This is a genomic window from Streptomyces sp. NPDC048185 (assembly GCF_043202495.1).
Lineage (GTDB): Bacteria > Actinomycetota > Actinomycetes > Streptomycetales > Streptomycetaceae > Streptomyces.
Genome location: NZ_JBIDAN010000009.1, coordinates 266,899 through 292,796 on the forward strand (window position 1 = coordinate 266,899; position 25,898 = coordinate 292,796).

Sequence of the window (25,898 nt, forward strand, 5' to 3'; positions counted from 1 at the left end):
CCGGCCCCGGACCCCGACTGTCGGCCTGGACGGCCTCGTCCTCGAACGCCGGACGGGCTGAAAAACAGCGGTCCGCTATCTGCCCGGGCGCACCGTCAGGTCGTTGACCTCCGCGTCCCTGGGCAGGTCCAGGGCCATGACGATCGTCGTGGCCACCGACTCGGGGTCGATCCACTGCGCGGGGTCGTACTCCTTGCCCTCCTGCCGGTGGACCTTGGCCTGCATGGGGCTGGCGGTGCGGCCGGGGTAGACGGAGGTGACGCGGACGCCGTTGGCGTGCTCCTCCTGGCGCAGGGAGTCGGCCAGGGCCTTCAGGCCGTGCTTGGAGGCGGCGTACGCGGCCCAGCCGGCGTGCGCGTTGAGCCCGGAGCCGGAGTTGACGAAGAGGACGTGCCCCTGGGCGACGCGGAGCTGGGGCAGGAAGAGGCGGGTCAGCTCGGCCGGGGCGACGAGGTTGACGCCCAGCTGGTGGCGCCAGGTCTTCGGGGTGAGGTCGCCGACGGGGCCGAGGTCGACCACGCCCGCGATGTGCAGCAGGGAGTCCACGCGGTCGGGCAGCGTCTGGTGCGAGAAGGCCCAGGACAGCTTGTCCGGGTCCGCGAGGTCGCCGACCAGCGTCTTCGCGCCGGGGAACGCGGCCGCCAGTTCCTTCGCGCGGCCCGCGTCGCGCGCGTGCAGCACGACCTCGTCGCCGCGCTCGTGCAGGCGGCGGGTCACGGCCGCGCCGATGCCGGAGCCCGCTCCGGTGATCACATGTGTAGCCATGCCCGCCATGCTCGCATCACCGCGGGCTCAGGCCACGCCCTGGCTCTCCTCCAGGTAGGCCAGCGCGCCGACCGGCTCCTCGGCGAAGAACACCAGCTCGGTGAGGGGACGCGGCAGGAAGCCCTCGTCCTCCATGCGGCGGAACTGCTCCCTGAGCCCGTCGTAGAAGCCCGCCGTGTTGAGCAGCACGACCGGCTTGTCGGTGTGCCCGTGCTTCTTCAGTTCGAGGATCTCCGTCGCCTCGTCCAGGGTGCCGGTGCCGCCCACCATGATCACCACGGCGTCGGCCTTCTCCAGCAGCAGCCGCTTGCGCTCGGCGAGGTCCTTGGCGATGACCATCTCGTCGGCGCCCTCGCGCGCCTTGGCCGCCAGGAAGTCCACGGAGACGCCCAGGAGCCTGCCTCCGGCCTCGTGCACACCGTCGGCGACGACCTTCATCAGCCCGGTGTCCGAACCGCCCCACACGAGCGTGTGCCCGCCCTTGCCGAGGAGGGTGCCGAACTCCTTCGCGGGGCGCGTGTAGCGCTCGTCGAGGTCGGCGGCGGAGAGGAAGACGCAGATGTTCATGCATCCACGGTACGGGGGGCGTGCCGCCCGGGAAGAACCCGGCTCCGGGGCACGCTGTACCGGAGACGTGGTCCACCCGAGGAGGAGCGAGCATCGTGACGAAGGGTCATCGCATCACCATCGAGCGGAGCGACCGGCACGTGCGCGTGGTGCACGGCGGGCAGGTCCTGGCCGAGAGCGACGGGGCACTGGCCCTGCACGAGACGGGCTGTCCCGACCGGTACTACCTCCCCGCCGAGGACGTACGCACGGACCTGCTGACGCCGTCCGCGACGCGGACGCACTGCCCGTTCAAGGGCGACGCGTCGTACTGGTCGCTGCCGGACGCGGAGGATCTGGTCTGGGCCTATCCGGACCCGAAGCCGGACGTGGCGGAGATCAAGGACCACCTGTGTTTCTACGACGTCGAGGTGTCCTCAGGGATGAAACCCGCGCAATAGGGCAATCTGCACCACCATGGACAAGAAGACGCTTTCGCGCGACGGCACGCACCTCGCGTACGAACGCACCGGGCAGGGACCGGCCGTGGTCCTGGTCAGCGGGGCGATGTCCACGGGTGCCACGCTCGCACCCCTGGCCACGGCGCTGTCGGACCGCTTCGACGTCACCGTGTACGACCGCCGGGGCCGGGGCGAAAGCGGTGACACGGCGCCCTACGCGGTGGAGCGCGAGGTCGAGGACCTGGCGGCGCTGATCGAGGCGGTCGGCGGCGAGGCGTCGCTGTACGGCGTCTCGTCGGGCGGCGCACTGGTCCTGCGGGCCGCGGCGAGCGGGCTGCCGGTGCGCCGGGTCGCCGTCTACGAGGTGCCGTACGCCATGGACGACGACTCGGCCCGGGCCCGCGCGCAGTACACCGAGCGGCTGGGCGAAGCGCTCGGGCAGGGGCGGCGCGGGGACGCGGTGGAGCTGTTCCTGCGGCTCACCGGCCTGGGCGAGGAGATGATCCGGGGTGCCCGCCGGTCGCCGATGTGGGCCGGCATGGAGTCGGTCGCGCCGAGTCTCGCGTACGACGACGCGGTGATGGGCGACGCCCGGGTGCCGCGGTCCCGGTTGGCGGAGATCGCCGTTCCCGTGCTGGCCCTGGCGGGCGACGCCGGCGCCGGCTGGATGCGCGAGGCTGCGCGGGCCGTCGCCGACGCCGTGCCCGACGGCGCGTACCGGGCCCTGGAGGGCCAGAGCCACATGGTGGAGCCGGGCGTGCTGGCGCCGGTGCTGGCGGAGTTCTTCGCGGGCTGAGACGTCAGGCCACGCCCGCCGTGGCGCGCACGGTCGACGCGATCGTCGCCGAGCCCACCACGCGCGTGCCGTCGTACAGCACGATCGCCTGGCCGGGGGCGACCCCGCGCACCGGCTCCGTGAAGGTCACCTCCAGGGTGCCGTCGACCAGTTCGGCGCGGACCTCGGTCTCGCCGCCGTGGGCGCGCAGCTGGGCGGTGTAGGTGCCGGGGCCGGTGGGGGCGGCGCCGCACCAGCGGGGCTTGATCGCGGTCAGCGCGGTGACGTCCAGCGCCTCGGCCGGGCCCACCGTGACCGTGTTGTCCACCGGGGAGATGTCGAGGACGTAGCGGGGCTTGCCGTCGGGCGCGGGCGTGCCGATCCGCAGGCCCTTGCGCTGGCCGATGGTGAAGCCGTAGGCGCCCTCGTGGGTGCCGAGCCGATTGCCGGACTCGTCGACGATGTCGCCCTCCGCCCGGCCCAGCCGGTCGGCGAGGAAGCCCTGGGTGTCGCCGTCGGCGATGAAGCAGATGTCGTGCGAGTCGGGCTTCTTGGCGACGGCCAGCCCCCTGCGCTCGGCCTCCGCGCGGATCTCGTCCTTGGTGGTGAGCGTGTCGCCGAGCGGGAACATGGCGTGCGCGAGCTGGCGGTCGTCCAGGACGCCGAGGACGTAGCTCTGGTCCTTGGCCATGTCGGAGGCGCGGTGCAGTTCGCGGGTGCCGTCCTCGCGCAGGATCACCTTCGCGTAGTGGCCGGTGCAGACCGCGTCGAAGCCGAGCGCGAGGGCCTTGTCGAGCAGCGCGGCGAACTTGATCTTCTCGTTGCAGCGCAGGCACGGGTTCGGGGTGCGGCCCGCCTCGTACTCGGCGACGAAGTCCTCGACCACGTCCTCGCGGAAGCGGTCGGCGAGGTCCCAGACGTAGAAGGGGATGCCGATGACGTCCGCGGCGCGGCGGGCGTCCCGGGAGTCCTCGATGGTGCAGCAGCCCCGGGCGCCCGTGCGGAAGGACTGCGGGTTGGCGGAGAGCGCCAGGTGGACGCCGGTCACGTCGTGCCCCGCCTCGGCCGCGCGGGCGGCGGCGACGGCGGAGTCGACTCCGCCCGACATGGCGGCGAGGACACGGAGGGGACGGGTGCGCTGCGGGGTGTCAGTCATAACCCTTCCAGGGTACGGGGGCGCGGGAACCGGAGCGCGCGTATATGCGTTGAAGATCGCATGGGGGCGAAGAGCGGGTCCGCGGGCGGATCCAGGGACGCGGACCGGCGCATCGGGCGCCGGGCGCTGATCGTCGGCGGCACGGCGGCGGCCCTGGGCACGGCGGTGCTGGCGCGCGACGAGCTGGCGCGGCTGTGGTGGCGCACGCCGGGCGTGGAGAAGCCCCGCGAGGAGGGCGCCGTCGACTACTCGGGCGCCCGGTGGGTGGCGGCGTCGGACGCCAACTGGCGGCGCGCGGACCGGCCCGATGACTTCGGCATCGACATGGTGGTCGTCCATGTCACACAGGGCAGTTTCGCGAGCGCCGTGAAGGCGTTCCAGGACCCCGGTCACAAGGCCGCCACGCACTACATCGTCGGCCAGGACGGGCACGTCACGCAGATGATCCGCGAGCTGGACGTGGCCTATCACGCGGGCAACCGGGAGTACAACGAGCGCAGTGTCGGCATCGAGCACGAGGGTTTCGTGGACCGGCCGCAGGACTTCACGGACGCGATGTACACCGCCTCGGCCCGGCTGACCGCCGTTGTCTGCGCGCGGTACGGGATACCCGTCGACCGCGAGCACATCATCGGCCACGTGGAGGTGCCGGGCACCGACCACACCGATCCGGGGCCGCACTGGGACTGGGACCGGTACATGAGGCTGGTCCGGCGGGCGGCGACGAGCGGCCCGTCCCCCGGCGCCTCGAGAAGCGCCTGACCCGCACGTCGGTCACGTCAGTCCGGCCGCCCGTGCGCGTTCCACCGCCGGTCCGATCGCCTTGGCGAGGGCCTCGACGTCGGCCTCGGTGGAGGTGTGGCCGAGGGAGAAGCGCAGGGTGCCGCGGGCGAGGTCCGGGTCGGTGCCGGTGGCCAGCAGGACGTGGCTCGGCTGGGCGACGCCGGCGGTGCAGGCGGACCCGGTGGAGCACTCGATGCCCTGGGCGTCGAGCAGCAGGAGCAGGGAGTCGCCCTCGCAGCCGGGGAAGGTGAAGTGGGCGTTGGCCGGCAGCCGGTCCACCGGGTCGCCGCCCAGCACGGCGTCCGGGACGGCCGTGCGGACCGCGTCGACCAGGCCGTCGCGCAGGGCCCCGATCTCGCGGGCGAACCACTCGCGCCGCTCGGTGGCCAGGCGACCGGCCACGGCGAAGGAGGCGACGGCGGGCACGTCGAGGGTGCCGGAGCGGACATGGCGTTCCTGGCCGCCGCCGTGCAGGACGGGCACGGGGGTGTACTCACGGCCCAGCAGCAGCGCGCCGATGCCGTAGGGGCCGCCGACCTTGTGTCCGGACACCGTCATCGCGGCGAGCCCCGAGGCGGCGAAGTCGACGGGGAGCTGACCGACGGCCTGGACCGCGTCGGCGTGCAGCGGGACGCCGAACTCGGCGGCCACGTCCGCGAGTTCGCGGACCGGCATGATCGTGCCGATCTCGTTGTTGGCCCACATCACGGTGGCGAGGGCGACGTCGCCGGGGTCGCGGGCGATGGCCTCGCGCAGCGCCTCGGGGTGGACGCGGCCGTACGCGTCGACCGGCAGGTACTCGACGGTCGCGCCCTCGTGTTCGCCGAGCCAGTGGACGGCGTCCAGGACGGCGTGGTGCTCGACGGGGCTGGCCAGCACCCGGGTGCGGGCGGGGTCGGCGTCGCGGCGGGCCCAGTACAGGCCCTTGACGGCGAGGTTGTCGGCCTCGGTACCGCCGGAGGTGTAGACGACCTCGCTGGGGCGGGCGCCGAGGGCGTCGGCGAGGGTCTCGCGGGCCTCCTCGACGGTGCGCCGTGCGCGGCGGCCGGACGCATGGAGGGAGGAGGCGTTGCCGGTGGCGCCCACGTGCGCGGTGAGTGCCTCGACCGCCTCGGGGAGCATCGGGGTGGTCGCGGCGTGGTCGAGGTAAGCCATGGTGGGGCCGATTCTACGGGGCGGCCCCGCGCGGCCTCGGGTCAAGGCCGGTCTCTTCGGCGAACCGGGACCGGGCCGCGCCGCGGGTGGCTCACAGACTCCACGACATCGTGTGGTCCGCGGACATGACCGCGACCAGGACCAGCAGGTCGGCGACGCCCAGTCCGAGACCGAGGAGGGCCCGGCCGCGGCGGGCGGTGCCGCGCCACAGGGCGACGCCGGCCAAGGCGATGGCGACGGGGCCCAGGAAGACGTTGAGGACGAGCAGGCCGAGGAGGCCGAGGACGAAGGACGCGACGGCCATGCCGTCGGTGTCCCGGATACCGGTCCGGCGGGTGGCCGGTGCGGTGAGCTGCACGGTGTTCTCCCTACGGTGCGTCGGTGGGCCGGACGGTGCGTCGGTGGACCGGCGGCGGTCAGTGGGCGGAGCCGCTCCGGCGGCGGCCGTGCCGCTCGCGGATCGCGAAGACGCCGAGCCAGACGGCGATGACCAGGCCGACGGCGACGGAGAGACTGAGCGGCGCGTGGGCGACGGTGCCCAGGACGGCGCCGAGGAGCAGGAGCGCGACGACGAGAAACAGCATGGAGCGGATCCCCCAACCTTCGGTGAACGGTTGTAGTTACAGTTGTTCACTGACTTTCCAGTCTAGCGCGCTCCAAGGCTTTCCAATTCCGGAGAACAGTTGTTAACTGCATGGCATGAGTCACACCCTCGGCGTTCGGCAGGCCCAGAAGCAGAAGACCCGTCAGGCACTCCTGGACGCGGCGCTCGCGCTGCTGGAGGAGCAGAGCCTGAGCAGCCTGGGCCTGCGCGAGGTCACCCGTGCCGTCGGCGTCGCCCCGACCGCCTTCTACCGGCACTTCCGCTCCACCGCCGACCTCGGTGTGGCCCTGGTGGAGGAGGCGCTGGGCAGCCTGCATCCGATGATCCGGACGACGGTGTCGCCCGCGGAGGACAGTGACGAACGCATCGCCCGCGCCGTGGAGCTGATCGCCGGCCACGTGGCCGCGCACCCCGCCCATGTTCGGTTCATCGCCCGGGAGCGCCACGGTGGGGTGCAGCCGGTGCGGGAGGCCATACGCGACCAACTGGCCCGGTTCGCCGAGGAGGTGCAGGCCGAGCTGGCCAAGGACCCGCAGTCGGCGGGCTGGCACGACGACGACCTGCTGATGCTCGCGGGCCTCTACGTCGACCAGATGCTGATCACGGCGTCGCTGTTCCTGGAGACGCTGGAGGCCCCGGAGGAGGAGCGGCGGAACGTGGCAGCCGTCGCCAACCGCCGCATGCGGCTGATCAGCATCGGCCGCCGGCACTGGCTGGACTGACCGGGTGGGACGACGCGGAACGCGCCCCGGGGCGCCGGGACGGACAGATCCCGGCGCCCCGGGGCGCGGTGACGGGAAGGGCGGACGGCCCCGCCCGGAGCGTCAGCCGAGCCGGACCCGGGCCAGCTGACGGGACTGGGCGACCAGGCGGTCGGCGCTGTCCCACACCTCGGCGTCCTCCTCCAGGAAGCCGCCGGCGAGGTTGCGGGTGGTGATGGACACGCGCAGCGGGCCCGGCGCCGGGCGGCAGCGCACGTGCACGGTCAGCTCGACGGTCGGCACCCAGCCGGTCAGCCCGATCTCGAAGGCGGTCGGCGGCAGCGCGTCCACCGCGAGGAGCAGCGAGAGGGGGTCGGCGTCACGGCCGTCGGCGAGCCCGAACCAGGCCCGCATCTCACCCTTGCCCGAGGGCTGCCCGAGCGCCCAGCCCAGGGTGGCGGGGTCAAGCTTGAGCATCAGCCGGTCGGTGATGGCGGAGCTGCCCTCCACGGGGGCGGGACCGTCCTCCGGGCCGAAGCACTGGTCCATGGGCGGGATCACGGGCGGCTTCGCCGACGTGCGGACGTCGTCGGGCAGTGCGCCTAGGTCGCCGTAGGAGGCGAGGACACGGATGCGCTCGACCTCGTTGCCCTCGTCGTCGTACTGGAAGAGGGACGCCTGGCCGGTGGAGAGCGTGCGGCCGGTGCGGACCGTCTCGGTGCGGACGACCGCCGGGCCCGGCTGGGAGGCGGTCAGGTAGTGCGCCGAGACGGTGAAGGGGTCGGGGTGCGGCAGTGCGTCCCCGAGGGCGCGGCCCAGAACGGCCAGCAGGTAGCCGCCGTTGACGGCGCTGATGATGGTCCAGCCGGCGGAGAGGTCGATGTCGTAGACACCGGGCGCACGCCGGGTGAGGCTGGTGTCCCGGTCGAACTCGCTGTCGCCGATGAGGGCCCGGGTGGCCGGTGCGGAGGCTGCTTCTGGCATGGCTGCACGGTACAACAGGAAACTACTAAGCGGTAGCTTTTTCTGTTGCCGGAGACTTTGTCGCGCGCGGGAGCCCTGTCACTCCCCCTCGACGACCGTCGACCGCCGGTTCCACGCGCGCGGCGCCCGCCAGTGGAAGCGCAGGGCCAGCAGGCGCAGGACGAAGGCGGTCACCACCGCGAGACCGCTCGTGAACGGGCTCAGCGCGTCGAAGCGGATGCACAGGACGACCATGGTGGCGCCGACGATGGCCGGGACGGCGTACAGATCGCGGTCCCAGCGCAGCAGCGAGGGCACCTCGTTGGCCAGCACGTCGCGCAGCACCCCGCCGCCGACCGCGGTGGCCATGCCCAGACAGGCGGATGCGGTCAGGCCGAGCCCGTAGTCGTACGCCTTGGTCGTGCCGGCGACGCAGAACAGGCCGAGGCCGGCCGCGTCGAAGACGTTGACGCCGGTCTGGAGGCGCTCGACGTGCGGGTGGAGGAAGAAGACCAGCACCGTGGCGAGCAGCGGGGTCAGGAAGTACCCCAGGTCCGTGAACGCGGCGGGGGGCACCGCGCCGATGATCAGGTCCCGGAACAGCCCACCGCCCAGTGCGGTGACCTGGGCGAGCACGGCGATGCCGAACACGTCGAAGTTCTTGCGGACGGCCAGCAGGGCGCCCGAGATGGCGAAGACGAAGATGCCGATCAGGTCGAGCGTGTGCTGCACGGTCGGGCTGAAGAGTTGCTCGTACACCCTGCCATTCTCACCTGCCGGAGAGCCCCCGCCTTACAAACGAAGGCGGGGGCTCACGGACCGGGCGGGCTACTTCTTCTTCGCCGAGTTCTTCTTGGCCGGCGGCTCGGCCTCACCGTCCGCCTCCGGCGCGGCGGTCTCACCCTGCGCCGAACCGGCCTCGGGCGCCGCGGGTTCGTCCCCCTCGGGCACCGTCGGCTCCCCCTCGGGCGCCGCCGGCTCCGCCTCGGCGTCCGCCTCCGGTCCGGGAGCGGCCTCGGCCTCGGAACCGGCCGCCGGCTCGGCGTCCGCCTCCGGCTTCGCGCCGGTTCCCGCCTCGGACTCGGCCGTCTCCGGCTGGACCGCCTCGGGACTCCCGTCCGCGGCCTCGGCCTCGGCCTCAGGGGCCTCAGCCTTCGAGACCACCGCCTCGGCGGGCTCCGCCTTCACGGGCTCCGCCTTTCCGGGGCCGGCCTTCGGAGTCTCCGCCTTGGCGGGCTCCGCCTTCACGGTTTCCGCCTTCGCGGGCTCCGCCTTCGGAGTCTCCGTCTCCTCGGATTCCGTCTCCGCGGGCTCCGTCTCCGCGGCCTCCGCCTCCGGAGTCGCCGTCTTCACGTCCTCCGCCTTCGCGGGTTCCGTGTCCGTCGGCTCCGCGTCCGCGTTCGCCGCTTCCGCGTTCGCCGCTTCCTCCGTGACCGCCGCCGACGTCTTCGCGGACTGCGCCAGGTCCTCGTCCGGCACCGTCTCCGCCGCCTCCTTGGCGGCGGTCAGCAGGACGACGTCCTGCGGGGCCTGGTCCTCGAAGTTCTCCGGGTGGTGGCAGGCGACCTGCTGGCCCGGCCGCAGCTCCTTCAGCGGCGGCTCCGTGGTCTTGCAGATCTGCGTCGCCTTCCAGCACCGCGTGTGGAAGCGGCAGCCGCTCGGCGGGGAGATCGGCGAGGGCACGTCCCCGCGGAGCAGGATCCGCTCGCTCTTGGCGCCCCGGCGCTTCGGGTCCGGCACCGGCACCGCCGACATCAGCGCCTTGGTGTACGGGTGCATCGGCGCCTCGTACAGCGAGGTGCGGTCGGCGAGTTCGACGATCTTGCCCAGGTACATCACCGCGATCCGGTCCGACACGTGCCGGACGACGGACAGGTCGTGCGCGATGATCACGTAGGTCAGGCCGAGCTCCTGCTGGAGGTCGTCCATGAGGTTGACGACCTGCGCCTGGATCGACACGTCCAGCGCGGAGACCGGCTCGTCCGCCACGACCAGCTTCGGCTTCAGGGCGAGCGCGCGGGCGATGCCGATGCGCTGGCGCTGACCGCCGGAGAACTCGTGCGGGTAGCGGTTGTAGTGCTCGGGGCTGAGGCCCACCAGCTCCAGGAGCCGCTGGACCTCCTTCTTCACGCCGCCCTCGGGCTCCACGCCCTGGAGGCGGAACGGCGCCGAGACGATGCCGCCGATGGTGTGCCGCGGGTTCAGCGAGCCGTACGGGTCCTGGAAGATCATCTGGATGTCCCGCCGCAGCGGACGCATCCCGGCCGTCTTCAGCCGCGTGATGTCCTTGCCCTCGAAGTGGATCGAGCCGCCCGTCGGGTCCTGGAGCCGGGTGATGACCCGGCCCATGGTCGACTTGCCGCAGCCCGACTCGCCGACCACGCCGAGGGTCTCGCCCTTGCGCACCTCGAAGTCGATGCCGTCGACGGCCTTGACCGCGCCGGCCTGGCGCCGGAGGACGCCCTTGCGGATCGGGAAGTGCTTCTGCAGGCCCTCGACCTTCAGCAGCACCTCACGGTCCTCGGGAGAGGACGCCTGGGCCGGAACCGTCGTCGCGTCCGTCTTCTTCGTATCGCTCACAGCTTCGGCGCAATCTCTTCGGTCCAGATCCGCGTGCGGTCCTCCGGCGAGAGGTGGCAGGCGGAGAAGTGTCCGCTGCCGACCACCTGGAGTTCCGGCCGCACGGTACGGGTGACATCGCCCTTGGGGATGTCCGCGTACGGGCAGCGCGGGTGGAAGGCGCAGCCCGAGGGGACGTTGATGAGGCTCGGCGGCGAGCCCTTGACCGGGATGAGCCGCTCGGAGGTCTCCCGGTCGATGCGCGGCATCGAGCCGAGCAGGCCCCAGGTGTACGGGTGCTGCGGCCGCTCGAACACGTCGTCGACCGAGCCGCGCTCCACGCACCGGCCGCCGTACATCACCAGGACGTCGTCGGCGATCTCGGCGACCACACCGAGGTCGTGGGTGATGAGGACGACCGCGGAGCCGAACTCCTTCTGCAGGTCGCGGATGAGGTCGAGGATCTGCGCCTGGACGGTCACGTCGAGGGCGGTCGTCGGCTCGTCCGCGATGAGCAGCTCGGGGTTGTTGACCAGCGCCATGGCGATCATCGCGCGCTGGCGCATACCGCCCGAGAACTCGTGCGGGTAGCTGTCGACGCGCTTGCCGGGCTCGGGGATGCCGACCCGGTCGAGCATCTCGATCGCCCGCGTGCGCGCGGTCTTCTTGTTGACGTCGTGGTGGACCCGGTACGCCTCCACGATCTGGTTGCCGATCGTGTAGTACGGGTGCATCGCGGACAGCGGGTCCTGGAAGATCATCGCCATCTCGCGGCCGCGCAGCCGGCGGACCTCGTCCGGGTCGGCGGAGACCAGCTCCTTGCCGCCGAGCCAGATCTCGCCGGACATCCGCACGTTCTTGCCGCGCGAGCCGAGCCGGTGCAGGCCCATGATCGCCAGCGAGGTGACGGACTTGCCGGATCCCGACTCGCCGACGATGCAGAGGGTCTTGCCCTTCTCCACCTGGAAGCTGAGTCCGTCGACGGACTTGACCAGGCCGTCGTCGGTGGGGAAGTGCACCTTGAGGTCGCGGACCGCGAGGAACGCGTCGGGCGCGTCCGAGGGCGGGGTCGTGGGCTCACCCACGGCGGCCCCGGTCTTGGAGAGTTCGGTCACGAGAGCCTCACGCGTGGGTCGGCGGCGGCGTACAGCAGGTCCACCAGGAGATTGGCGATCACGACGAAGAAGGCTGCGAGCAGGGTGACGCCGAGGATCGGGGGCAGGTCGTTGTCGGTGATGCCCTGCACCGCGTACTGGCCGATGCCGGGCAGCGAGAACACCTTCTCGGTGATCACGGCGCCGCCGAGCAGCAGGCCGAGGTCCATGCCGAAGACGGTGATGATCGGCGTCAGCGCGGCCCGCAGCCCGTGCCGGGCCACCACCCTGCGCTCCCGCAGGCCCTTGGCGCGGGCCGTGCGGATGAAGTCCTCGTTCATCGTCTCCAGCATGCCCGAGCGGGTGAGGCGCGCGTAGATGGCGGAGTACAGCAGGGCCAGCGAGCACCAGGCCGGGAAGAGCGTGTTGGCCCACTGGGCCGGGTTCTCGGTGAACGGCACATAGGTGCGGCCGAAGATCGGCCACTGGAAAGTGAACAGCAGGAGCAGCAGGTTGCCCGTGAAGAACATGGGCAGCGACACACCGGCGAGCGCGACGCCCATGAAGGTGCGGTCGAAGACGCTGCGGGGCTTGAGCGCCGAGATCACACCGATCAGGACACCGGAGACCAGCCACAGCACGGCGGCCCCGCCGGCCAGCGAGAGGGTCACCGGGAGGCGGGAGGTGAGCTGCGGCCACACCTCGACGTGGGTCTTGAAGGAGTAGCCGAAGCAGGGCGCGTCACACTGCGCCGTGGTGGGGCCCAGGTTGTAGGTGGCGCCGCTGACGATCCCCTTGATGAAGTGCCAGTACTGGACGTACAGGGGCTCGTCCAGACCGAGGTTCTGCTTGACCGCGAGGATGTCCGCCTTCGTCGGGCTCTTTCCGATGTACTGCTGCGCGAGCTGGTCGGCGGTCTGGCCGGCGAGCCGCGGCAGCAGGAAGAAGATCGCGAAGGTGACCGCGGTGACGACCAGCAGCAGGATCACTGCCGCGAACGTCCGACGGAGGATGTACGAGATCACGGGGACCGGCGCTGGTGCCCGCGGGCCGCGAAGCCCGCGGGCACCAATGCCTTCACCTGCCTTCCGGGGCTACTTCTTGGTCGTGCCGATGTTGAGGTAGTCGTACTGACCGCTGAAGGCCGCCGTGGACACCAGGTTGGTGAAAGTGGTCGGGCGGTACAGCAGGACCTTGAAGTAGGTCAGCGGGACGAGGGTGGCCAGGTCCATCGCACGCTTGTCGATCTGGGCGTACAGCGCGTTGCGCTCGGTCTCGTTCTGGGTGGCGATGGACTTCTCGAGCGTCTCGTTGATCTGCTTGTCGTTGATGTACGACAGGTTGGTGTTGCCCGAGGCGCCGATCGCGTCACCGTGCAGGATCTGCTGCAGGAAGCCGTAGCCGGACGGCCAGTCGGCACCCCACTGCATCATGTGCAGGCCGATGTTCTGCTTCTTGTCGAACGTCGGCACACCCGCGTAGTCGGTGAAGTACTTGCCCGACGGGTACTGCTTCAGGCTGGCGTTGATGCCGACCTTTTTCAGCGAGGCGATGATCGCGGTGGCCGCGTCGATCTCCTGCGGCCGGTCGCTGCGCGCCGAGATGTTGGTGTTGATGGCGGTCTTGCCGCAGGCCTTCAGCTGCTCCTTGGCCTTGGCGACGTCGCCCTTGCTGCCGTCGGTGGCGTAGACGTCCGACTTCTCGTAGCCGGTGATGTCCGGCGGCAGGACGGTGCCGGCGATCTCACCGCGGATCGGGCCGCCGAGGGCGGTCTGCACGGAGACCTTGTCGATGGCGTACTGGACGGCCTTGCGGCACTCGACCTTGTCGAACGGCGCGACCTGCGAGTTGATCGCCATGTAGACCAGGCGGCCACCGTAGGTGTTGTCGGTGTTGGCCTTCAGGGCGTTGTCGTTGACGACCTTCGCCTGCGTCGCGGCCTGGACGCCGGTGCCGCCGAGGTCGATCGCGGTGCCGGACTGGACGTCCTGGTCGATCGTCTCGGCGTTGACCTTGAGCTTGACGACGATCCTGTCCGGGTACTGCTTGCGCAGCGGGTCCGTCTTCGGGTCCCAGTTCTCGTTGCGGACGAGGACGGCCTGCTTGCCCTCCTCGTAGCTCTCGAACTTGTACGAGCCGGAGGACACGATGCTCTTGACGTAGTCGATGCCCTTGTCCTTGGACTGGGGCACCGGGGCCGTCTGCGGCGTGGCGACCAGGTAGTCGAACTCCTGGAAGGACCGGTTGAGGTGGAAGACGATCGTGGTGTCGTCCGGCGTCTCGATGGACTTCAGGCCCTCGGGGCTCTTGTCCTTGTACGGGCCCTTGTACTTGTCGCCGTCCTGCATGAACTGCTGGAAGTAGTTCGGGCCGAGGGAGAGCACGTCACGCGCGAAGTTGGAACGCTCGACGGCGTACTTGACGTCCTTCGAGGTGATCGGGGTGCCGTCCTGGTACTTCAGACCCGCACGCAGCTTGTACGTCCAGGTCTTGCCGCCGTCGCTCGGCACGCCCTTGCTGGCGGCGAGGTCCGGGACCAGGGTGTTGCCCTTCTCGCCCGCGCCGGGCTGGAAGGTCATCAGCGGGCGGGCGTAGAGCCGGCTGAGGTTGTACATGTACGCGTAGTACGTGTTGCCGGGGTCGAAGGAGTCCGGCACGTCCGCGTACTCGTACGTGACCGTCCCGCCCTTCTGGGTGGAGGCGTTGACGACACCCTTGGTCGCAGCGTTGGCCTCAGCCGAGTTCTTACCGTTGTTGTCCGAGTTGTCATCGGCCTTGCTGCAAGCCGAAAGCAGCAAGCTCGCACTGCCGATGGCCGCGACCGCGGCCAGCGCTGACCTTCGCATGATGGTCTGCTTCCCCTCCATTGTTGGCAAATCTTTGGGACTCTCGTGACAGTCGCCGGTCAGCGGCTGCGCGGGTCGAGAGCGTCACGGAGACCGTCGCCGAGCAGGTTGAACGCCAGGACGGTCACGAAGATGGCGAGACCGGGAACGATCATGAACTGGGGGTCGACCTGGTAGAAGGCGACCGCCTGGTTGATCATGCCGCCCCACGAGGCCTGCGGAGGCTGGATGCCGACGCCGAGGAAGCTCAGGGACGCCTCGAAGATGATGTTGGTCGGGATGAGCAGCGTCGAGTAGACGATGATCGGGCCCACGAGGTTCGGCAGCAGCTCCCGGAAGAGGATGTACGGGCCCTTGGCCCCCATCCCGCGGGAGGCGTCGATGAACTCCCGTTCACGCAGCGCCAGCGTCTGGCCGCGGACGATGCGGCCCAGGTAGGGCCAGTTGAAGAAACCGATGACGAAGACCAGCACCATGATGTGCAGCGGCAGGCCCTCCAGTCCGAAGGCGCCGCCCTGCAGGGTCGCCGAGATGGCGATCGCGAACAGCAGGAGGGGGAAGGCCAGGAAGGTGTCCATCAGCCGGCTGATGATCGTGTCGACGCGTCCGCCGTAGTAGCCGGCCACCACGCCGAGGATCGCACCGATGGTGTTGGACAGGATCGTGGCGCCGAAGGCGACGACCAGCGAGACCCAGGAGCCCTCGAGGATGCGGGTGGCGATGTCCCGGCCGAACTTCGGCTCCACACCGAGCGGATGGTCCCAGCTCATGCCGCCGAAGTCACCCTTGGGCAGCGAGGTGTTGGGATCGATCAGGTCCTGGTTCAGGGCGTTGGGGTCCAGGTCGAAGATCGCCTGAATGGGACGGGAGAGGACCGCGAGGAGGATCAGCAGGATCACGATGACCCCGCCGGCCACGGCGACCTTGTCCTTCTTGAAACGGGACCAGGCGATCTGCCCCAGGGAACGGCCCTCGATCTGCCCCTTATCGGCACCGGCGAGGACAGCCTCGGGCTGTGCCTCGGCTTGCGCCCCGGTGGTCTCGATCGGTGCGGTCACAGTGACCCGACCCCTCTCGCCGGTGGTGACCGGCCTACACCCGCCGTGGATTACGGCTTTGTCGACTTGCTCTCGATCACGGGATCGAACGATCCGGTGTCTGTCTCGGGAGTCTTCAGCGTCGTCACGATCACCCGCCAGGTCTGACCGGGAAAGTATGCGCAACCGTGATGCGTTGCTGGGGATTCCGTTATCCGAACAGTGGGTAACGGCCTTCGGACGAAGGACAGTTGGGACACAACGGCGAAATCGCCGACCTTCGTGACCTTCCGCCGGCGTCTACGCGCGAAGAAGTGTGTGGGTGACGTGAAGGCCACGGAGCGTCGCCGACGCGGACGAGGCCACCCGACGCACCGTCAGAAGCCGCCGCGGGCCGGTGGGTAGCCGTACCCGGCACCTGGCGCCTGGGCGGGGGCCGCGTGGGCCTCCCGGTCGTAGAAGGGCCGGGCGTGGGCACGCAGCCACATGGCGACCGGGTCGTGCGCGTCGGTCATCGCCACCGTCGACACCGGCAGCCCCTCCGGCACCGCTCCGACGGACTGCTGCATCATCGCGCGCACCGCGTCCACGGCCGGCGGCGACGTGTCGTACACGTCCAGACCGATGGCGAGGTAGGGCGCGCCGAGCGACGGCTGCACCCAGGCGCGGCGCAGCGCGCGGACCGCCGGGGTGCGGTGGGCGTTCTGCGCGAGCAGGGCGTAGAACTGCGGGATCTCGATGGCCGGTTCGGACAGGCGCAGGGGCCCGGCGGGCTGCCGGTCGAGACCGGAGGCGATGCGGCGCAGGTCGAGCCAGGGGATGCCGACGCCGCCGCCGGGGGCGTGCGGATTGAGCCAGAGGCCGTAGTGCTCCGGGTAGAGGGCGCGGGCCGCTTCCAGGCCGTCGACCACTTCGTACGACCGGTTCCAGCCGCTGGCGGAGAGCTCCTGGGCGGAGGTGACACAGGGCGCGTAGCCGCAGCCGTCGACCTCCATGTTCCCGTACTGGGCGTCCGGGGAGCCGGCCTGGCCGTGCCACAGCAGCATCCAGACCTGGCCGGTCGCGGGGGTGGCGAGGGCGCGCAGCAGGGCCTCGTAGGCGTCGTAGCGTCCGGGCGTCACCTGGCGCAGCATGTGCTCGACCTGCCCGGTCGCGGCGGTACCGCTCGCGCTCACCTTTTACCGACCCTTCGAGAATCGTCCCCTGTTTCCGGAACCAGCTTAGGGCTCCGCCGGGTGCCGTGGCTTCAGAGCTCGGGGCTCGTCGTCCGTCGGCGGGTGCCGGTCCGTCGTGGCTCGTCGCGCCTGCGCGGCGGGGCCGCGGAGGTCACAGCCCCACGCCCCTTCGGGGCCTCTCCCCGCCCGCGTTCACAGGTCCTGGTCGTAGAACGGGCGGACCTTGTCCCGCATCCAGTCGCAGACCGGGTCCTGGGCCGCTTCCAGGAGAACCAGGTTGACGGGCCACGCGACCGGGACCGCGCCGAGGGCGCGGCCGAGGGCGTCGAGGGGGAGGGCGCGGGCGTCGCCCTCCCAGTGGGACAGCTCCACGCCGACGAACATCACCGGGTCGGCGGTCTCGACGGCGGCCAGGCAGCGGCGGGCGGTGCGGACCACGCCGGTGGCGGCGAACTCGGCCGAGGCGGCGGCCAGGAAGTCCACCGGGTCGTCCTGCCAGTCGGGTTCGAAGAGGCGGACCCGGCCGCCGGACGCGGGCCCGTCCAGCGGGGTGCGCCCGGCCCGGCACAGCTCCGCCACGGCGGCCGGCGGCAGCGGGATGCCGACCACGCCGTCCGGGTTCACCGCGATGCCGACCTGCGGGGGCAGTCCGCGGGCGAACTCGGCGGCGGGGGCGACGGTGTACCCCATGTGGGGACCGGCGACGCTGCGGAGCTGCTCCTCCGAGCTGAAGACCGGCACATGGGCCTGGCCGTCCCATTCGACCGTGGGCAGGTCGAGCGGGCCGGTGCCGGGGCCGCCGCCGTTGGGCAGCGGGACCCAGACGAAGCTGCGGCCGAGGACCTCGACGATCCGGCCGGCGGCGCCCGGCACCCCGAGGGAGGCGGACAGCACCTCCTCCAGCTCGTTGCCGGGCCATCCACCGTGCGGGTGGGGATGCGCCTGCGCCGGGAACCCCGGTGAGAGGTCCGCCGGGAAGTCCGCTGGGAAGTCCATCTGCCTACCGCCTGCCTGGTACCGCTGCTGTGGCTGAAAAGGCTAACCCGTTCGGCCCCGTCGGCCCACGGTCCGTCACCTCAGCCGGTGAAGGCGATCCGGTGCAGCGCGTCCGCCGACGCGCGGTCGAGGAGGACCGCCGAGGAGCAGCCGGCGGGCAGGGTGCCCTCGGCCACGGAGGCCAGCAGCCGGGTGGTCGCCGCGCGGTGCCGCAGGAACGCGTACCGGGAGACGCCCCGGCCGCGCTCGCGCTGCCCGGCCAGGGCGTCGTCGGCGCCGACGTCGAGGAGCAGCAGGTGCAGGGTGCCGCCGCGGCGGCGGGCCTCGCGGGCCAGCCAGCCGCGCACCCAGGGCTGGGTGCCGCAGTCGTGCACGACGACGCCCTCGCCGGAGCGCAGGGCACGGCGCAGCCCGGCGTAGTGGGCGAGGCGGACGAGGGGGCGGTAGAGGGCGTAGGGGAGGACGCGCGGCATCCGGCGGTCCCAGCGGTCGCGGGTGTCCTGGGAGTCGACGCGCCGGCCGCGCACGGCGCGCCGCATCAGGGTGGACTTGCCGCTGCCGGGCAGGCCGGTGATCACCACGAGGTCGTGGGGCCCGAAGAGCAGGGCGTGCGGGCTGCGGCCGTCGCGGTCGCGCAGATCGCGGACGACGGGTGCGGGCAGTGCGGCACGCGCCTCCTCGGCCGGTGCGGGCCGCTTGGGCAGCGCGATGCCCGAGGTCGTTGCGTACGCCGTGGTCCTGTTCACCGTGATCGTCCTCCCCTGGGGCGGTTCACGAGTTCCCGTCCCCGTCGAGTGTAAAGAGAAGGTAATGCGGCGGTCTCGCGTTTTCGTGCGCTTACTGCCACAAGCCGGTTACAGATCACGGTCTGCCACGAACAGGCCCGGCGTGCAATGATGGCGGCGCCAACTGCATACCGGCCGTTTGAATCCGCGCGGGAGAGTCCCCGGCCGCGCCGGGGCGCCGAAGGAGCAAGTCCCTCCCTTGAATCTCTCAGGCCCCGTTACCGCGCGGGCGAGGCACATCTGAAAAGCGGGCCGCCGTCCGACGGCTGCCCCACCCAAGGTGCAAGTCCTGACCGCCGTGCTCCGGTGGTCATGGCGAACCTCTCAGGTTCCGATGACAGATGGGGAGGACCGACCTCGCCCGTGCCGTCCTGTCCTGGGAGACGACCGACCGATGAGCAGTACCGAAATCCGCCGCACCGCGCTGGATGCCACGCATCGCGCGCTGGGCGCGACCATGACCGACTTCGCCGGCTGGGACATGCCCCTGCGCTACGGCTCCGAGCGTGACGAGCACGTCGCGGTGCGTACCCGGGCCGGGCTCTTCGACCTCTCCCACATGGGCGAGATCACCGTCACCGGCCCGCAGGCGGCCGACCTGCTGAACTTCGCGCTGGTCGGGAACATCGGCAGCGTGAAGCCGGGCCGCGCCCGCTACACCATGATCTGCCGCGAGGACGGCGGCATCCTGGACGACCTGATCGTCTACCGCCTCGGCGAGACCGAGTACATGGTGGTCGCCAACGCCTCCAACGCCCAGGTGGTGCTGGACGCGCTCACCGAGCGGGCCGCCGCCTTCGACGCCGAGGTCCGCGACGACCGCGACGCCTACGCGCTGCTGGCCGTGCAGGGCCCCGAGTCCCCCGGCATCCTCGCCTCGCTCACCGACGCCGACCTGGACGGCCTGAAGTACTACGCCGGCCTGCCCGGCACGGTCGCCGGCGTCCCCGCGCTCATCGCGCGCACCGGGTACACCGGCGAGGACGGCTTCGAGCTGTTCGTGAAGCCGGAGCACGCGGTGGAGCTGTGGCAGGCGCTGACCAAGGCCGGCGAGGGCGCCGGGCTGGTCCCGTGCGGCCTGTCCTGCCGGGACACGCTCCGCCTGGAGGCGGGCATGCCGCTGTACGGGCACGAGCTGACCACGGCGCTGACGCCCTTCGACGCCGGGCTCGGCCGGGTGGTGAAGTTCGAGAAGGAGGGCGACTTCGTGGGGCGGGCCGCCCTCCAGGAGGCCGCTTCCCGGGCCGAGGCGAACCCGCCCCGCGTCCTGGTCGGCCTGGTCGCCGAGGGCCGCCGGGTCCCGCGTGCCGGGTACCAGGTCGTGGCCGACGGCGAGGTGATCGGCGAGGTCACCTCCGGCGCCCCGTCCCCGACGCTGGGCAAGCCGATCGCCATGGCCTACGTCGACGCCGCGCACGCGGCGCCGGGCACCGCCGGGGTCGGCGTGGACATCCGGGGCACCCACGAGCCGTACGAGGTCGTGGCGCTGCCTTTCTACAAGCGCCAGAAGTAGACACTGGGCGCGCGGGGCCCTTCGGTGCCCCCTCGTGCGTCCGGCGCTTCTCAGCAGCAGTTCCGCAGTCCCCCCTTCAACACCACTCCCCCGCGTACAGGAGAATTCAGGCCATGAGCAACCCCCAGCAGCTGCGCTACAGCAAGGAGCACGAGTGGCTGTCGGGCGCCGAGGACGGCGTCTCGACGGTCGGCATCACGGAGCACGCGGCCAACGCGCTCGGCGACGTCGTCTTCGTCCAGCTCCCCGAGGTCGGCGCCACCGTGTCCGCGGGCGAGACCTGCGGCGAACTGGAGTCCACCAAGTCGGTCTCCGACCTCTACTCCCCCGTCTCCGGCGAGGTCACCGAGGTCAACGAGGACGTCGTCAGCGACCCGTCGCTCGTGAACAGCGCGCCCTTCGAGGGCGGCTGGCTGTTCAAGGTGCGCGTCAGCGAGGAGCCGGGCGACCTGCTCTCCGCCGACGAGTACACCGACTTCGCCGGCGCCTGAGGAGACGGACGCATGTCGCTTCTGAACACCCCCCTGCACGAGCTCGACCCCGACGTCGCCGCCGCCGTCGACGCCGAGCTGGACCGCCAGCAGTCCACCCTCGAGATGATCGCCTCGGAGAACTTCGCCCCGGTCGCGGTCATGGAGGCCCAGGGCTCGGTCCTCACCAACAAGTACGCCGAGGGCTACCCCGGCCGCCGCTACTACGGCGGCTGCGAGCACGTCGACGTGGTCGAGCAGATCGCCATCGACCGGGTCAAGGCGCTCTTCGGTGCCGAGCACGCCAACGTGCAGCCGCACTCGGGCGCCCAGGCCAACGCGGCGGCGATGTTCGCGCTGCTCAAGCCAGGCGACACGATCATGGGTCTGAACCTCGCCCACGGCGGGCACCTGACCCACGGCATGAAGATCAACTTCTCCGGCAAGCTCTACAACGTCGTCGCCTACCACGTCGGCGACGACGGCCAGGTCGACATGGCCGAGGTCGAGCGCCTCGCCAAGGAGAACAAGCCGAAGCTGATCGTGGCGGGCTGGTCGGCCTACCCCCGGCAGCTCGACTTCGCCGAGTTCCGCCGGATCGCGGACGAGGTCGGCGCGTACCTGATGGTCGACATGGCGCACTTCGCCGGTCTGGTCGCGGCGGGCCTGCACCCGAACCCGGTCCCGCACGCCCACGTGGTGACCACCACCACCCACAAGACGCTGGGCGGCCCGCGCGGCGGTGTGATCCTCTCCACGGCCGAGCTGGCCAAGAAGATCAACTCCGCCGTCTTCCCCGGTCAGCAGGGTGGCCCGCTGGAGCACGTGGTGGCCGCCAAGGCCGTCGCCTTCAAGGTCGCGGCGAGCGAGGACTTCAAGGAGCGCCAGCGTCGTACGCTGGAAGGCGCCCGGATCCTGGCCGAGCGCCTGGTGAAGGACGACGCGAAGGCGGCGGGCGTGTCCGTCCTGACCGGCGGCACGGACGTCCACCTGGTCCTGGTCGACCTGCGCGACTCGGAGCTGGACGGCCAGCAGGCCGAGGACCGTCTCCACGAGGTCGGCATCACGGTCAACCGCAACGCCGTCCCGAACGACCCGCGTCCGCCGATGGTGACCTCCGGTCTGCGCATCGGTACGCCGGCCCTGGCGACCCGCGGCTTCACGGCCGAGGACTTCGCCGAGGTGGCGGACGTGATCGCCGAGGCGCTCAAGCCGTCCTACGACGCCGAGGCGCTGAAGGCCCGGGTGAAGGCCCTGGCGGACAAGCACCCGCTGTACCCGGGTCTCGGCAAGTAATCCACAGCAGCACCCGGGGGCGCCGCGCGGGCCACGAGCGAGCACGGCGCCCCACCCCCTCCGCACCACCCCCGTTCTGAGGAGTTCCCGTGGCCATCTCGGTCTTCGACCTGTTCTCGATCGGCATCGGCCCGTCGAGCTCGCACACGGTCGGCCCGATGCGCGCGGCCCGCATGTTCGCCCGGCGCCTGCGCAACGAGGAACTGCTGGGCTCCGTGGCCTCGGTCCGGGCCGAGCTGTACGGCTCGCTCGGCGCCACCGGTCACGGCCACGGCACGCCCAAGGCGGTGCTGCTCGGCCTGGAGGGCGAGTCGCCGCGCACGGTGGACGTGGAGAGCGCGGACGACCGCGTCGAGACCATCAGGACCTCGGGCCGCATGAACCTGCTCGGCGAGCACGAGATCGCCTTCTCCTACGACGACGACCTGGTCCTGCACCGCCGCAAGGCCCTCCCCTACCACGCCAACGGCATGACGCTGTGGGCGTACGACGCGGCGGGCACGGAGGTCCTCTCGAAGACGTACTACTCCGTCGGCGGCGGCTTCGTCGTGGACGAGGACGCGGTGGGCGCGGACCGCATCAAGCTCGACGACACCGTGCTGAAGTACCCCTTCCGCACCGGCGACGAGCTGCTGCGCCTGACCGAGGAGACCGGCCTGTCGATCTCCGCGCTGATGCTGGAGAACGAGCGGGCCTGGCGCGACGAGGACGAGATCCGCGAGGGCCTGCTGGAGATATGGCGCGTGATGCAGGCGTGCGTGGCCCGCGGCATGTCCCGCGAGGGCATCCTGCCGGGCGGCCTGAAGGTCCGCCGCCGCGCCGCGAACACCGCGCGCAAGCTGCGCTCCGAGGGCGACCCACAGGCCCTGGCCATGGAGTGGATCACGCTCTACGCGATGGCCGTGAACGAGGAGAACGCGGCCGGCGGCCGGGTCGTCACCGCGCCGACTAACGGCGCGGCCGGGATCATCCCGGCGGTCCTGCACTACTACATGAACTTCGTCCCCGGCGCCGACGAGGAGGGCGTGGTCCGCTTCCTCCTGGCGGCCGGCGCGATCGGCATGCTCTTCAAGGAGAACGCCTCCATCTCCGGCGCCGAGGTCGGCTGCCAGGGCGAGGTCGGCTCCGCCTGCTCGATGGCGGCGGGCGCGCTGGCCGAGGTCCTGGGCGGCTCCCCGGAGCAGGTGGAGAACGCCGCCGAGATCGGCATGGAGCACAACCTCGGCCTCACCTGCGACCCCGTCGGCGGCCTCGTCCAGATCCCCTGCATCGAGCGCAACGGCATGGCCGCGGTGAAGGCGGTCACCGCGGCCCGGATGGCGATGCGCGGCGACGGCTCGCACAAGGTCTCCCTCGACAAGGTCATCAAGACCATGAAGGAGACGGGCGCCGACATGTCCGTCAAGTACAAGGAGACGGCCCGCGGCGGGTTGGCGGTCAACATCATCGAGTGCTGAGACCTCTGGGCTCATAACGTGTGCCGGGCCCGGCGGCGAGAGATGCGCGGGGCCCGGTGTGGCGGCTCCCGGACGGGGCAGCCCACAGGGGCCGCGCCGGGCACGGCGCGGGGATGCCCGGCACGAGCGGAACGGAGGTCCACCCGTGGACTGGCTGTTCATCATCAAGCCCGCGGACACCGCGCCGGACGGCGGATCGTCCGCCAAGAGGTACATGCTGGAGCTCGCCGAGACCGAACCCCGCCGGGAGTGGTGCCTGTCGAGGTGGCGGCGCATGGCCGCAGGCGACCGCCTGTGGATCTACTTCGCCAGTCCGGTGCGGGAGGTCGCCGCGGTGGCCGAGATCGAGGACGAGCCGTTCGAAGCGGCCGGGAACCCGCGTCAGCCGTGGCGCGTCCGGGCGACGCTCATCCCGGCGGCGACCCGCCGCCTGAACCGCGACCCCGTGCCGCTGCACCTGCTGGCCAACCGGCACCCGCAAGGGGTCACCCGGGTGAAGGACACCGACCTGGCGCTTCTGCTGCGGCACGCCGGCCTGTAGTACCCACCTCTGCCCCGAGGGCACTCGTCTCACATCGTGGCATCGACTTTCCGTCAGGTAAGACGCCTGGGATCGTTGCAGGGCACACACATGTTCCACGCGTGAAAGACCGAGCCATGCCCGCATCCGCCACCGGTTCAGCCGAGGCACCCGTCAATCCGCGGTCCCGTGTCCTCATCGCCAGCCTCATCGGCACGACGATCGAGTTCTACGACTTCTACATCTACGCGACCGCCGCCGTCCTGGTCTTCCCGGCGCTCTTCTTCCCGAACAGCGACCCGACCACGGCACTGCTGTCGTCCTTCGCGGTCTTCGGTGCCGCGATGGTCGCCCGACCGATCGGGGCCGTCTTCTTCGGGCACCTCGGTGACCGGCTCGGCCGGAAGAAGACGCTGGTGGTCTCGCTCCTCACCATGGGCATCGCCACGTTCCTCATCGGCGCGCTGCCCACCTACTCACAGGCCGGCTGGGTCGCCACGGCGCTGCTCGTGCTGATGCGGCTCGCGCAGGGCTTCGCCCTCGGCGGCGAGTGGAGCGGCGCCGCCCTGGTCGCCACCGAGAACGCCCCCAAGGGCAAGCGGGCGCTGTACGGCACCTTCCCGCAGCTGGGCGCCCCGCTCGGCTTCATCATCGGCAACGGCCTGTTCCTGATCATCGGGGCGCTGCTGCCGTCCGCGGCCGGCGCCGACCCCACCCAGCCCTCCGACGCCTTCACCGACTGGGGCTGGCGCATCCCGTTCCTGTTCTCCGCCGTGATGGTCGCGATCGGGCTGTGGGTGCGGTCGCGGCTGGTGGAGTCCGCGGTGTTCACCAAGACCCGGGAGACGGGGAAGGTCCGCAAGCTGCCCCTGGCCACCGTGGTGCAGGGCCACTGGAAGCAGCTCATCCTGGGCACCTTCATCATGCTGGCCACCTACGTGCTCTTCTACCTGATGACCACGTTCTCGCTGAGCTACGGACGCACCGCCGAGGACGCCGACGTCCCCGGTCTGGGGTACAGCTACACCACCTTCGTCCTGATGATGATCTTCGGTGTGCTGTTCTTCGCCGCCTTCACCCTGGTCTCCGGCCCGCTCGCCGACAAGTACGGACGGCGCACCACCCTGATCTGGATCACCGCCGCGATCCTGGTCTTCGGCCTGGTCTGGGTGCCCCTGATCGGCCTCGGCACGCTCGGCGTGGTGCTGTGGCTCGTGCTCGGTTTCACGCTGATGGGCATGACCTTCGGCCCGATGGGCGCGCTGCTGCCCGAGCTGTTCCCGACGAGCGTGCGCTACACCGGTTCCGGCATCTCGTACAACGTCAGTTCCATCCTCGGGGCGGCCGTCGCGCCGTTCATCGCGGTGGCGCTGTGGGAGGCCGGTGACGGCTCGCCGTGGCTGGTCGGCGTCTACCTGTCCGCGATGGCCGTGCTGACGCTGACCGCGCTGCTCCTGGTCAAGGAGACCAAGGACGTCTCCCTGGACGAGGGCGAGCCGCTCTCGGCGAACGACGGCACCCGGGCCCCGGCCGCCTCGTCCGCCTCCTGAACCAGACCGGCGCGCACCACCGCCGCACGCCGAGCGCCCGCGCGCCCGGCGTACGGGCGCCGATCCGGGGCATAACAACAACTCCCGCCCCCAGGGCACTTCAGCCCCACCGGCATCCGAGGGAGTCCTCATGCTGCGCGGCATCGACGTGAGCGCGTACCAGTCCTCCAGCTACAGCACGAACGGCCTGTCCTTCGTCTTCATCAAGGCGACGGAGGGCCGTTCGTACGTCAGCCCCAAACTCGCCGCCCAGACGGAACGGGCCCGCGACGCCGGGCTCGTCGTCGGCTTCTACCACTTCCTGTGGCCCGGCAACCTCACCGCCCAGGCCGAGTACTTCCTGTCCAAGGCCCCGGAGCGGAAGGGCGACATCCTCGCCGTCGACTGGGAGACGACCGGCGAAGGCACCCATGCGAGCAACGCCGAGAAGGACCGCTTCATCCGGACGCTGAAGGAGCTGCGACCGGACAACCGGGTCGTCCTCTACTGCAACCGGCATTTCTGGTTGAACGTCGACACCACCTCGTACGCCGGCGACGGCCTCTGGATCGCCGACTACGTGACGGCGGGCAAGCCCCGCATCCAGGCGAAGTGGCGCTTCCACCAGTACACCGACGACCCGGTCGACACGAACGTCGCCGACTTCGCGAGCAAGGACACGCTGAAGCAGTGGGCGCAGAGCGCCTGAGCG

Annotated in this window: 27 protein-coding genes and 1 riboswitch; of the genes, 11 read left to right on the plus strand and 16 right to left on the minus strand. The window is 71.1% G+C overall.

What is annotated here, in order from left to right:
* Positions 1-75 precede the first annotated feature (75 nt).
* Both ACGF3H_RS26015 and ACGF3H_RS26020 read right to left on the minus strand, forming a co-directional pair.
* Positions 76-765 carry an SDR family oxidoreductase gene (locus ACGF3H_RS26015; protein WP_362488995.1) on the minus strand — a complete coding sequence of 230 codons (690 nt, stop codon included), beginning with the start codon at positions 763-765 and terminating at the stop codon, positions 76-78.
* 27 nt (positions 766-792) lie between these two features.
* Positions 793-1,332: a TIGR00730 family Rossman fold protein gene (locus ACGF3H_RS26020; protein WP_362488993.1), complete on the minus strand. Its 540-nt coding sequence runs from the start codon at positions 1,330-1,332 to the stop codon at positions 793-795.
* Positions 1,333-1,427: 95 nt separating this feature from the next.
* On the opposite strand from ACGF3H_RS26020, the gene ACGF3H_RS26025 reads away from it, so the two are divergent.
* The gene (locus tag ACGF3H_RS26025; RefSeq protein WP_362488991.1) at positions 1,428-1,772 is read left to right on the plus strand and encodes a DUF427 domain-containing protein; all 345 of its coding nucleotides are present in this window, start codon (positions 1,428-1,430) and stop codon (positions 1,770-1,772) included.
* Between the two features lie 16 nt (positions 1,773-1,788).
* The gene (locus ACGF3H_RS26030; protein WP_362488990.1) at positions 1,789-2,568 is read left to right on the plus strand and encodes an alpha/beta hydrolase; all 780 of its coding nucleotides are present in this window, start codon (positions 1,789-1,791) and stop codon (positions 2,566-2,568) included.
* Positions 2,569-2,572: 4 nt separating this feature from the next.
* Here ACGF3H_RS26030 and mnmA read toward each other — a convergent pair whose 3' ends face one another.
* Positions 2,573-3,703 (minus strand): tRNA 2-thiouridine(34) synthase MnmA, encoded by a 1,131-nt coding sequence (gene mnmA / locus ACGF3H_RS26035; RefSeq protein ID WP_362488988.1) that lies wholly within the window; start codon positions 3,701-3,703, stop codon positions 2,573-2,575.
* A 60-nt stretch (positions 3,704-3,763) separates the two neighbouring features.
* On the opposite strand from mnmA, the gene ACGF3H_RS26040 reads away from it, so the two are divergent.
* Positions 3,764-4,465: an N-acetylmuramoyl-L-alanine amidase gene (locus tag ACGF3H_RS26040; RefSeq protein ID WP_362488986.1), complete on the plus strand. Its 702-nt coding sequence runs from the start codon at positions 3,764-3,766 to the stop codon at positions 4,463-4,465.
* 12 nt (positions 4,466-4,477) lie between these two features.
* Here the strand turns inward: ACGF3H_RS26040 and ACGF3H_RS26045 are convergent, their stop codons facing one another.
* The 3 genes from ACGF3H_RS26045 to ACGF3H_RS26055 all read right to left on the minus strand — a co-directional run bounded on the left by ACGF3H_RS26045 (position 4,478) and on the right by ACGF3H_RS26055 (position 6,225).
* Positions 4,478-5,641 (minus strand): cysteine desulfurase family protein, encoded by a 1,164-nt coding sequence (locus tag ACGF3H_RS26045; RefSeq protein WP_362488985.1) that lies wholly within the window; start codon positions 5,639-5,641, stop codon positions 4,478-4,480.
* A gap of 91 nt (positions 5,642-5,732) precedes the next feature.
* Positions 5,733-5,999, minus strand: coding sequence for a DUF4190 domain-containing protein (locus ACGF3H_RS26050; protein WP_362488983.1), 267 nt, complete (start codon positions 5,997-5,999; stop codon positions 5,733-5,735).
* Between the two features lie 58 nt (positions 6,000-6,057).
* Positions 6,058-6,225 (minus strand): hypothetical protein, encoded by a 168-nt coding sequence (locus ACGF3H_RS26055; protein ID WP_362488981.1) that lies wholly within the window; start codon positions 6,223-6,225, stop codon positions 6,058-6,060.
* Positions 6,226-6,340: 115 nt separating this feature from the next.
* On the opposite strand from ACGF3H_RS26055, the gene ACGF3H_RS26060 reads away from it, so the two are divergent.
* Positions 6,341-6,967 carry a TetR family transcriptional regulator gene (locus ACGF3H_RS26060; protein ID WP_362488979.1) on the plus strand — a complete coding sequence of 209 codons (627 nt, stop codon included), beginning with the start codon at positions 6,341-6,343 and terminating at the stop codon, positions 6,965-6,967.
* A gap of 102 nt (positions 6,968-7,069) precedes the next feature.
* Here ACGF3H_RS26060 and ACGF3H_RS26065 read toward each other — a convergent pair whose 3' ends face one another.
* From ACGF3H_RS26065 to ACGF3H_RS26110, 10 genes are all read right to left on the minus strand, one after another.
* Positions 7,070-7,930, minus strand: coding sequence for a thioesterase family protein (locus ACGF3H_RS26065; RefSeq protein ID WP_362488977.1), 861 nt, complete (start codon positions 7,928-7,930; stop codon positions 7,070-7,072).
* Positions 7,931-8,008: 78 nt separating this feature from the next.
* Positions 8,009-8,668, minus strand: coding sequence for a trimeric intracellular cation channel family protein (locus ACGF3H_RS26070; RefSeq protein WP_362488975.1), 660 nt, complete (start codon positions 8,666-8,668; stop codon positions 8,009-8,011).
* A 69-nt stretch (positions 8,669-8,737) separates the two neighbouring features.
* A complete protein-coding gene (locus ACGF3H_RS26075; protein WP_362488973.1) occupies positions 8,738-10,489 on the minus strand; it encodes a dipeptide ABC transporter ATP-binding protein in 1,752 nt (583 codons plus the stop codon).
* Entirely contained in the window at positions 10,486-11,583 is a 1,098-nt protein-coding gene (locus ACGF3H_RS26080) for an ABC transporter ATP-binding protein (protein WP_362488971.1), read from the minus strand. Before ACGF3H_RS26080 ends, ACGF3H_RS26075 begins: the two co-directional genes overlap by 4 nt.
* Entirely contained in the window at positions 11,580-12,587 is a 1,008-nt protein-coding gene (locus ACGF3H_RS26085; RefSeq protein ID WP_362488969.1) for an ABC transporter permease, read from the minus strand. Before ACGF3H_RS26085 ends, ACGF3H_RS26080 begins: the two co-directional genes overlap by 4 nt.
* 69 nt (positions 12,588-12,656) lie before the next feature.
* On the minus strand, positions 12,657-14,429 hold the full coding sequence (locus ACGF3H_RS26090; RefSeq protein ID WP_362488967.1) for an ABC transporter substrate-binding protein: 1,773 nt from the start codon (positions 14,427-14,429) through the stop codon (positions 12,657-12,659).
* A gap of 38 nt (positions 14,430-14,467) precedes the next feature.
* Complete coding sequence (locus ACGF3H_RS26095; protein WP_362488965.1) at positions 14,468-15,466, minus strand: ABC transporter permease; 999 nt, start codon at positions 15,464-15,466, stop codon at positions 14,468-14,470.
* Between the two features lie 356 nt (positions 15,467-15,822).
* Positions 15,823-16,620, minus strand: coding sequence for an enhanced serine sensitivity protein SseB C-terminal domain-containing protein (locus tag ACGF3H_RS26100; protein ID WP_362488963.1), 798 nt, complete (start codon positions 16,618-16,620; stop codon positions 15,823-15,825).
* Between the two features lie 192 nt (positions 16,621-16,812).
* Positions 16,813-17,616 carry an enhanced serine sensitivity protein SseB gene (locus ACGF3H_RS26105; RefSeq protein ID WP_362488961.1) on the minus strand — a complete coding sequence of 268 codons (804 nt, stop codon included), beginning with the start codon at positions 17,614-17,616 and terminating at the stop codon, positions 16,813-16,815.
* An 80-nt stretch (positions 17,617-17,696) separates the two neighbouring features.
* A complete protein-coding gene (locus ACGF3H_RS26110; RefSeq protein ID WP_362488959.1) occupies positions 17,697-18,362 on the minus strand; it encodes an AAA family ATPase in 666 nt (221 codons plus the stop codon).
* A gap of 179 nt (positions 18,363-18,541) precedes the next feature.
* A riboswitch (glycine riboswitch) is annotated at positions 18,542-18,635 on the plus strand.
* 160 nt (positions 18,636-18,795) lie between these two features.
* Between ACGF3H_RS26110 and gcvT the strand changes: the two genes are divergently transcribed.
* The 7 genes from gcvT to ACGF3H_RS26145 all read left to right on the plus strand — a co-directional run bounded on the left by gcvT (position 18,796) and on the right by ACGF3H_RS26145 (position 25,895).
* Positions 18,796-19,914, plus strand: a complete 1,119-nt coding sequence (gene gcvT / locus ACGF3H_RS26115; protein WP_362488957.1) for a glycine cleavage system aminomethyltransferase GcvT — start codon at positions 18,796-18,798, stop codon at positions 19,912-19,914.
* Positions 19,915-20,027: 113 nt separating this feature from the next.
* Positions 20,028-20,405 carry a glycine cleavage system protein GcvH gene (gcvH, locus tag ACGF3H_RS26120; protein ID WP_362488955.1) on the plus strand — a complete coding sequence of 126 codons (378 nt, stop codon included), beginning with the start codon at positions 20,028-20,030 and terminating at the stop codon, positions 20,403-20,405.
* A 12-nt stretch (positions 20,406-20,417) separates the two neighbouring features.
* A complete protein-coding gene (gene glyA, locus ACGF3H_RS26125) occupies positions 20,418-21,680 on the plus strand; it encodes a serine hydroxymethyltransferase (RefSeq protein ID WP_362488953.1) in 1,263 nt (420 codons plus the stop codon).
* An 89-nt stretch (positions 21,681-21,769) separates the two neighbouring features.
* A complete protein-coding gene (locus ACGF3H_RS26130; protein WP_362488951.1) occupies positions 21,770-23,137 on the plus strand; it encodes an L-serine ammonia-lyase in 1,368 nt (455 codons plus the stop codon).
* 145 nt (positions 23,138-23,282) lie between these two features.
* A complete protein-coding gene (locus tag ACGF3H_RS26135) occupies positions 23,283-23,678 on the plus strand; it encodes a hypothetical protein (protein WP_362488949.1) in 396 nt (131 codons plus the stop codon).
* A 116-nt stretch (positions 23,679-23,794) separates the two neighbouring features.
* Positions 23,795-25,207 (plus strand): MFS transporter, encoded by a 1,413-nt coding sequence (locus tag ACGF3H_RS26140; RefSeq protein ID WP_362488948.1) that lies wholly within the window; start codon positions 23,795-23,797, stop codon positions 25,205-25,207.
* Positions 25,208-25,337: 130 nt separating this feature from the next.
* Positions 25,338-25,895, plus strand: a complete 558-nt coding sequence (locus ACGF3H_RS26145) for a glycoside hydrolase family 25 protein (RefSeq protein ID WP_362488946.1) — start codon at positions 25,338-25,340, stop codon at positions 25,893-25,895.
* Positions 25,896-25,898 lie beyond the last annotated feature (3 nt).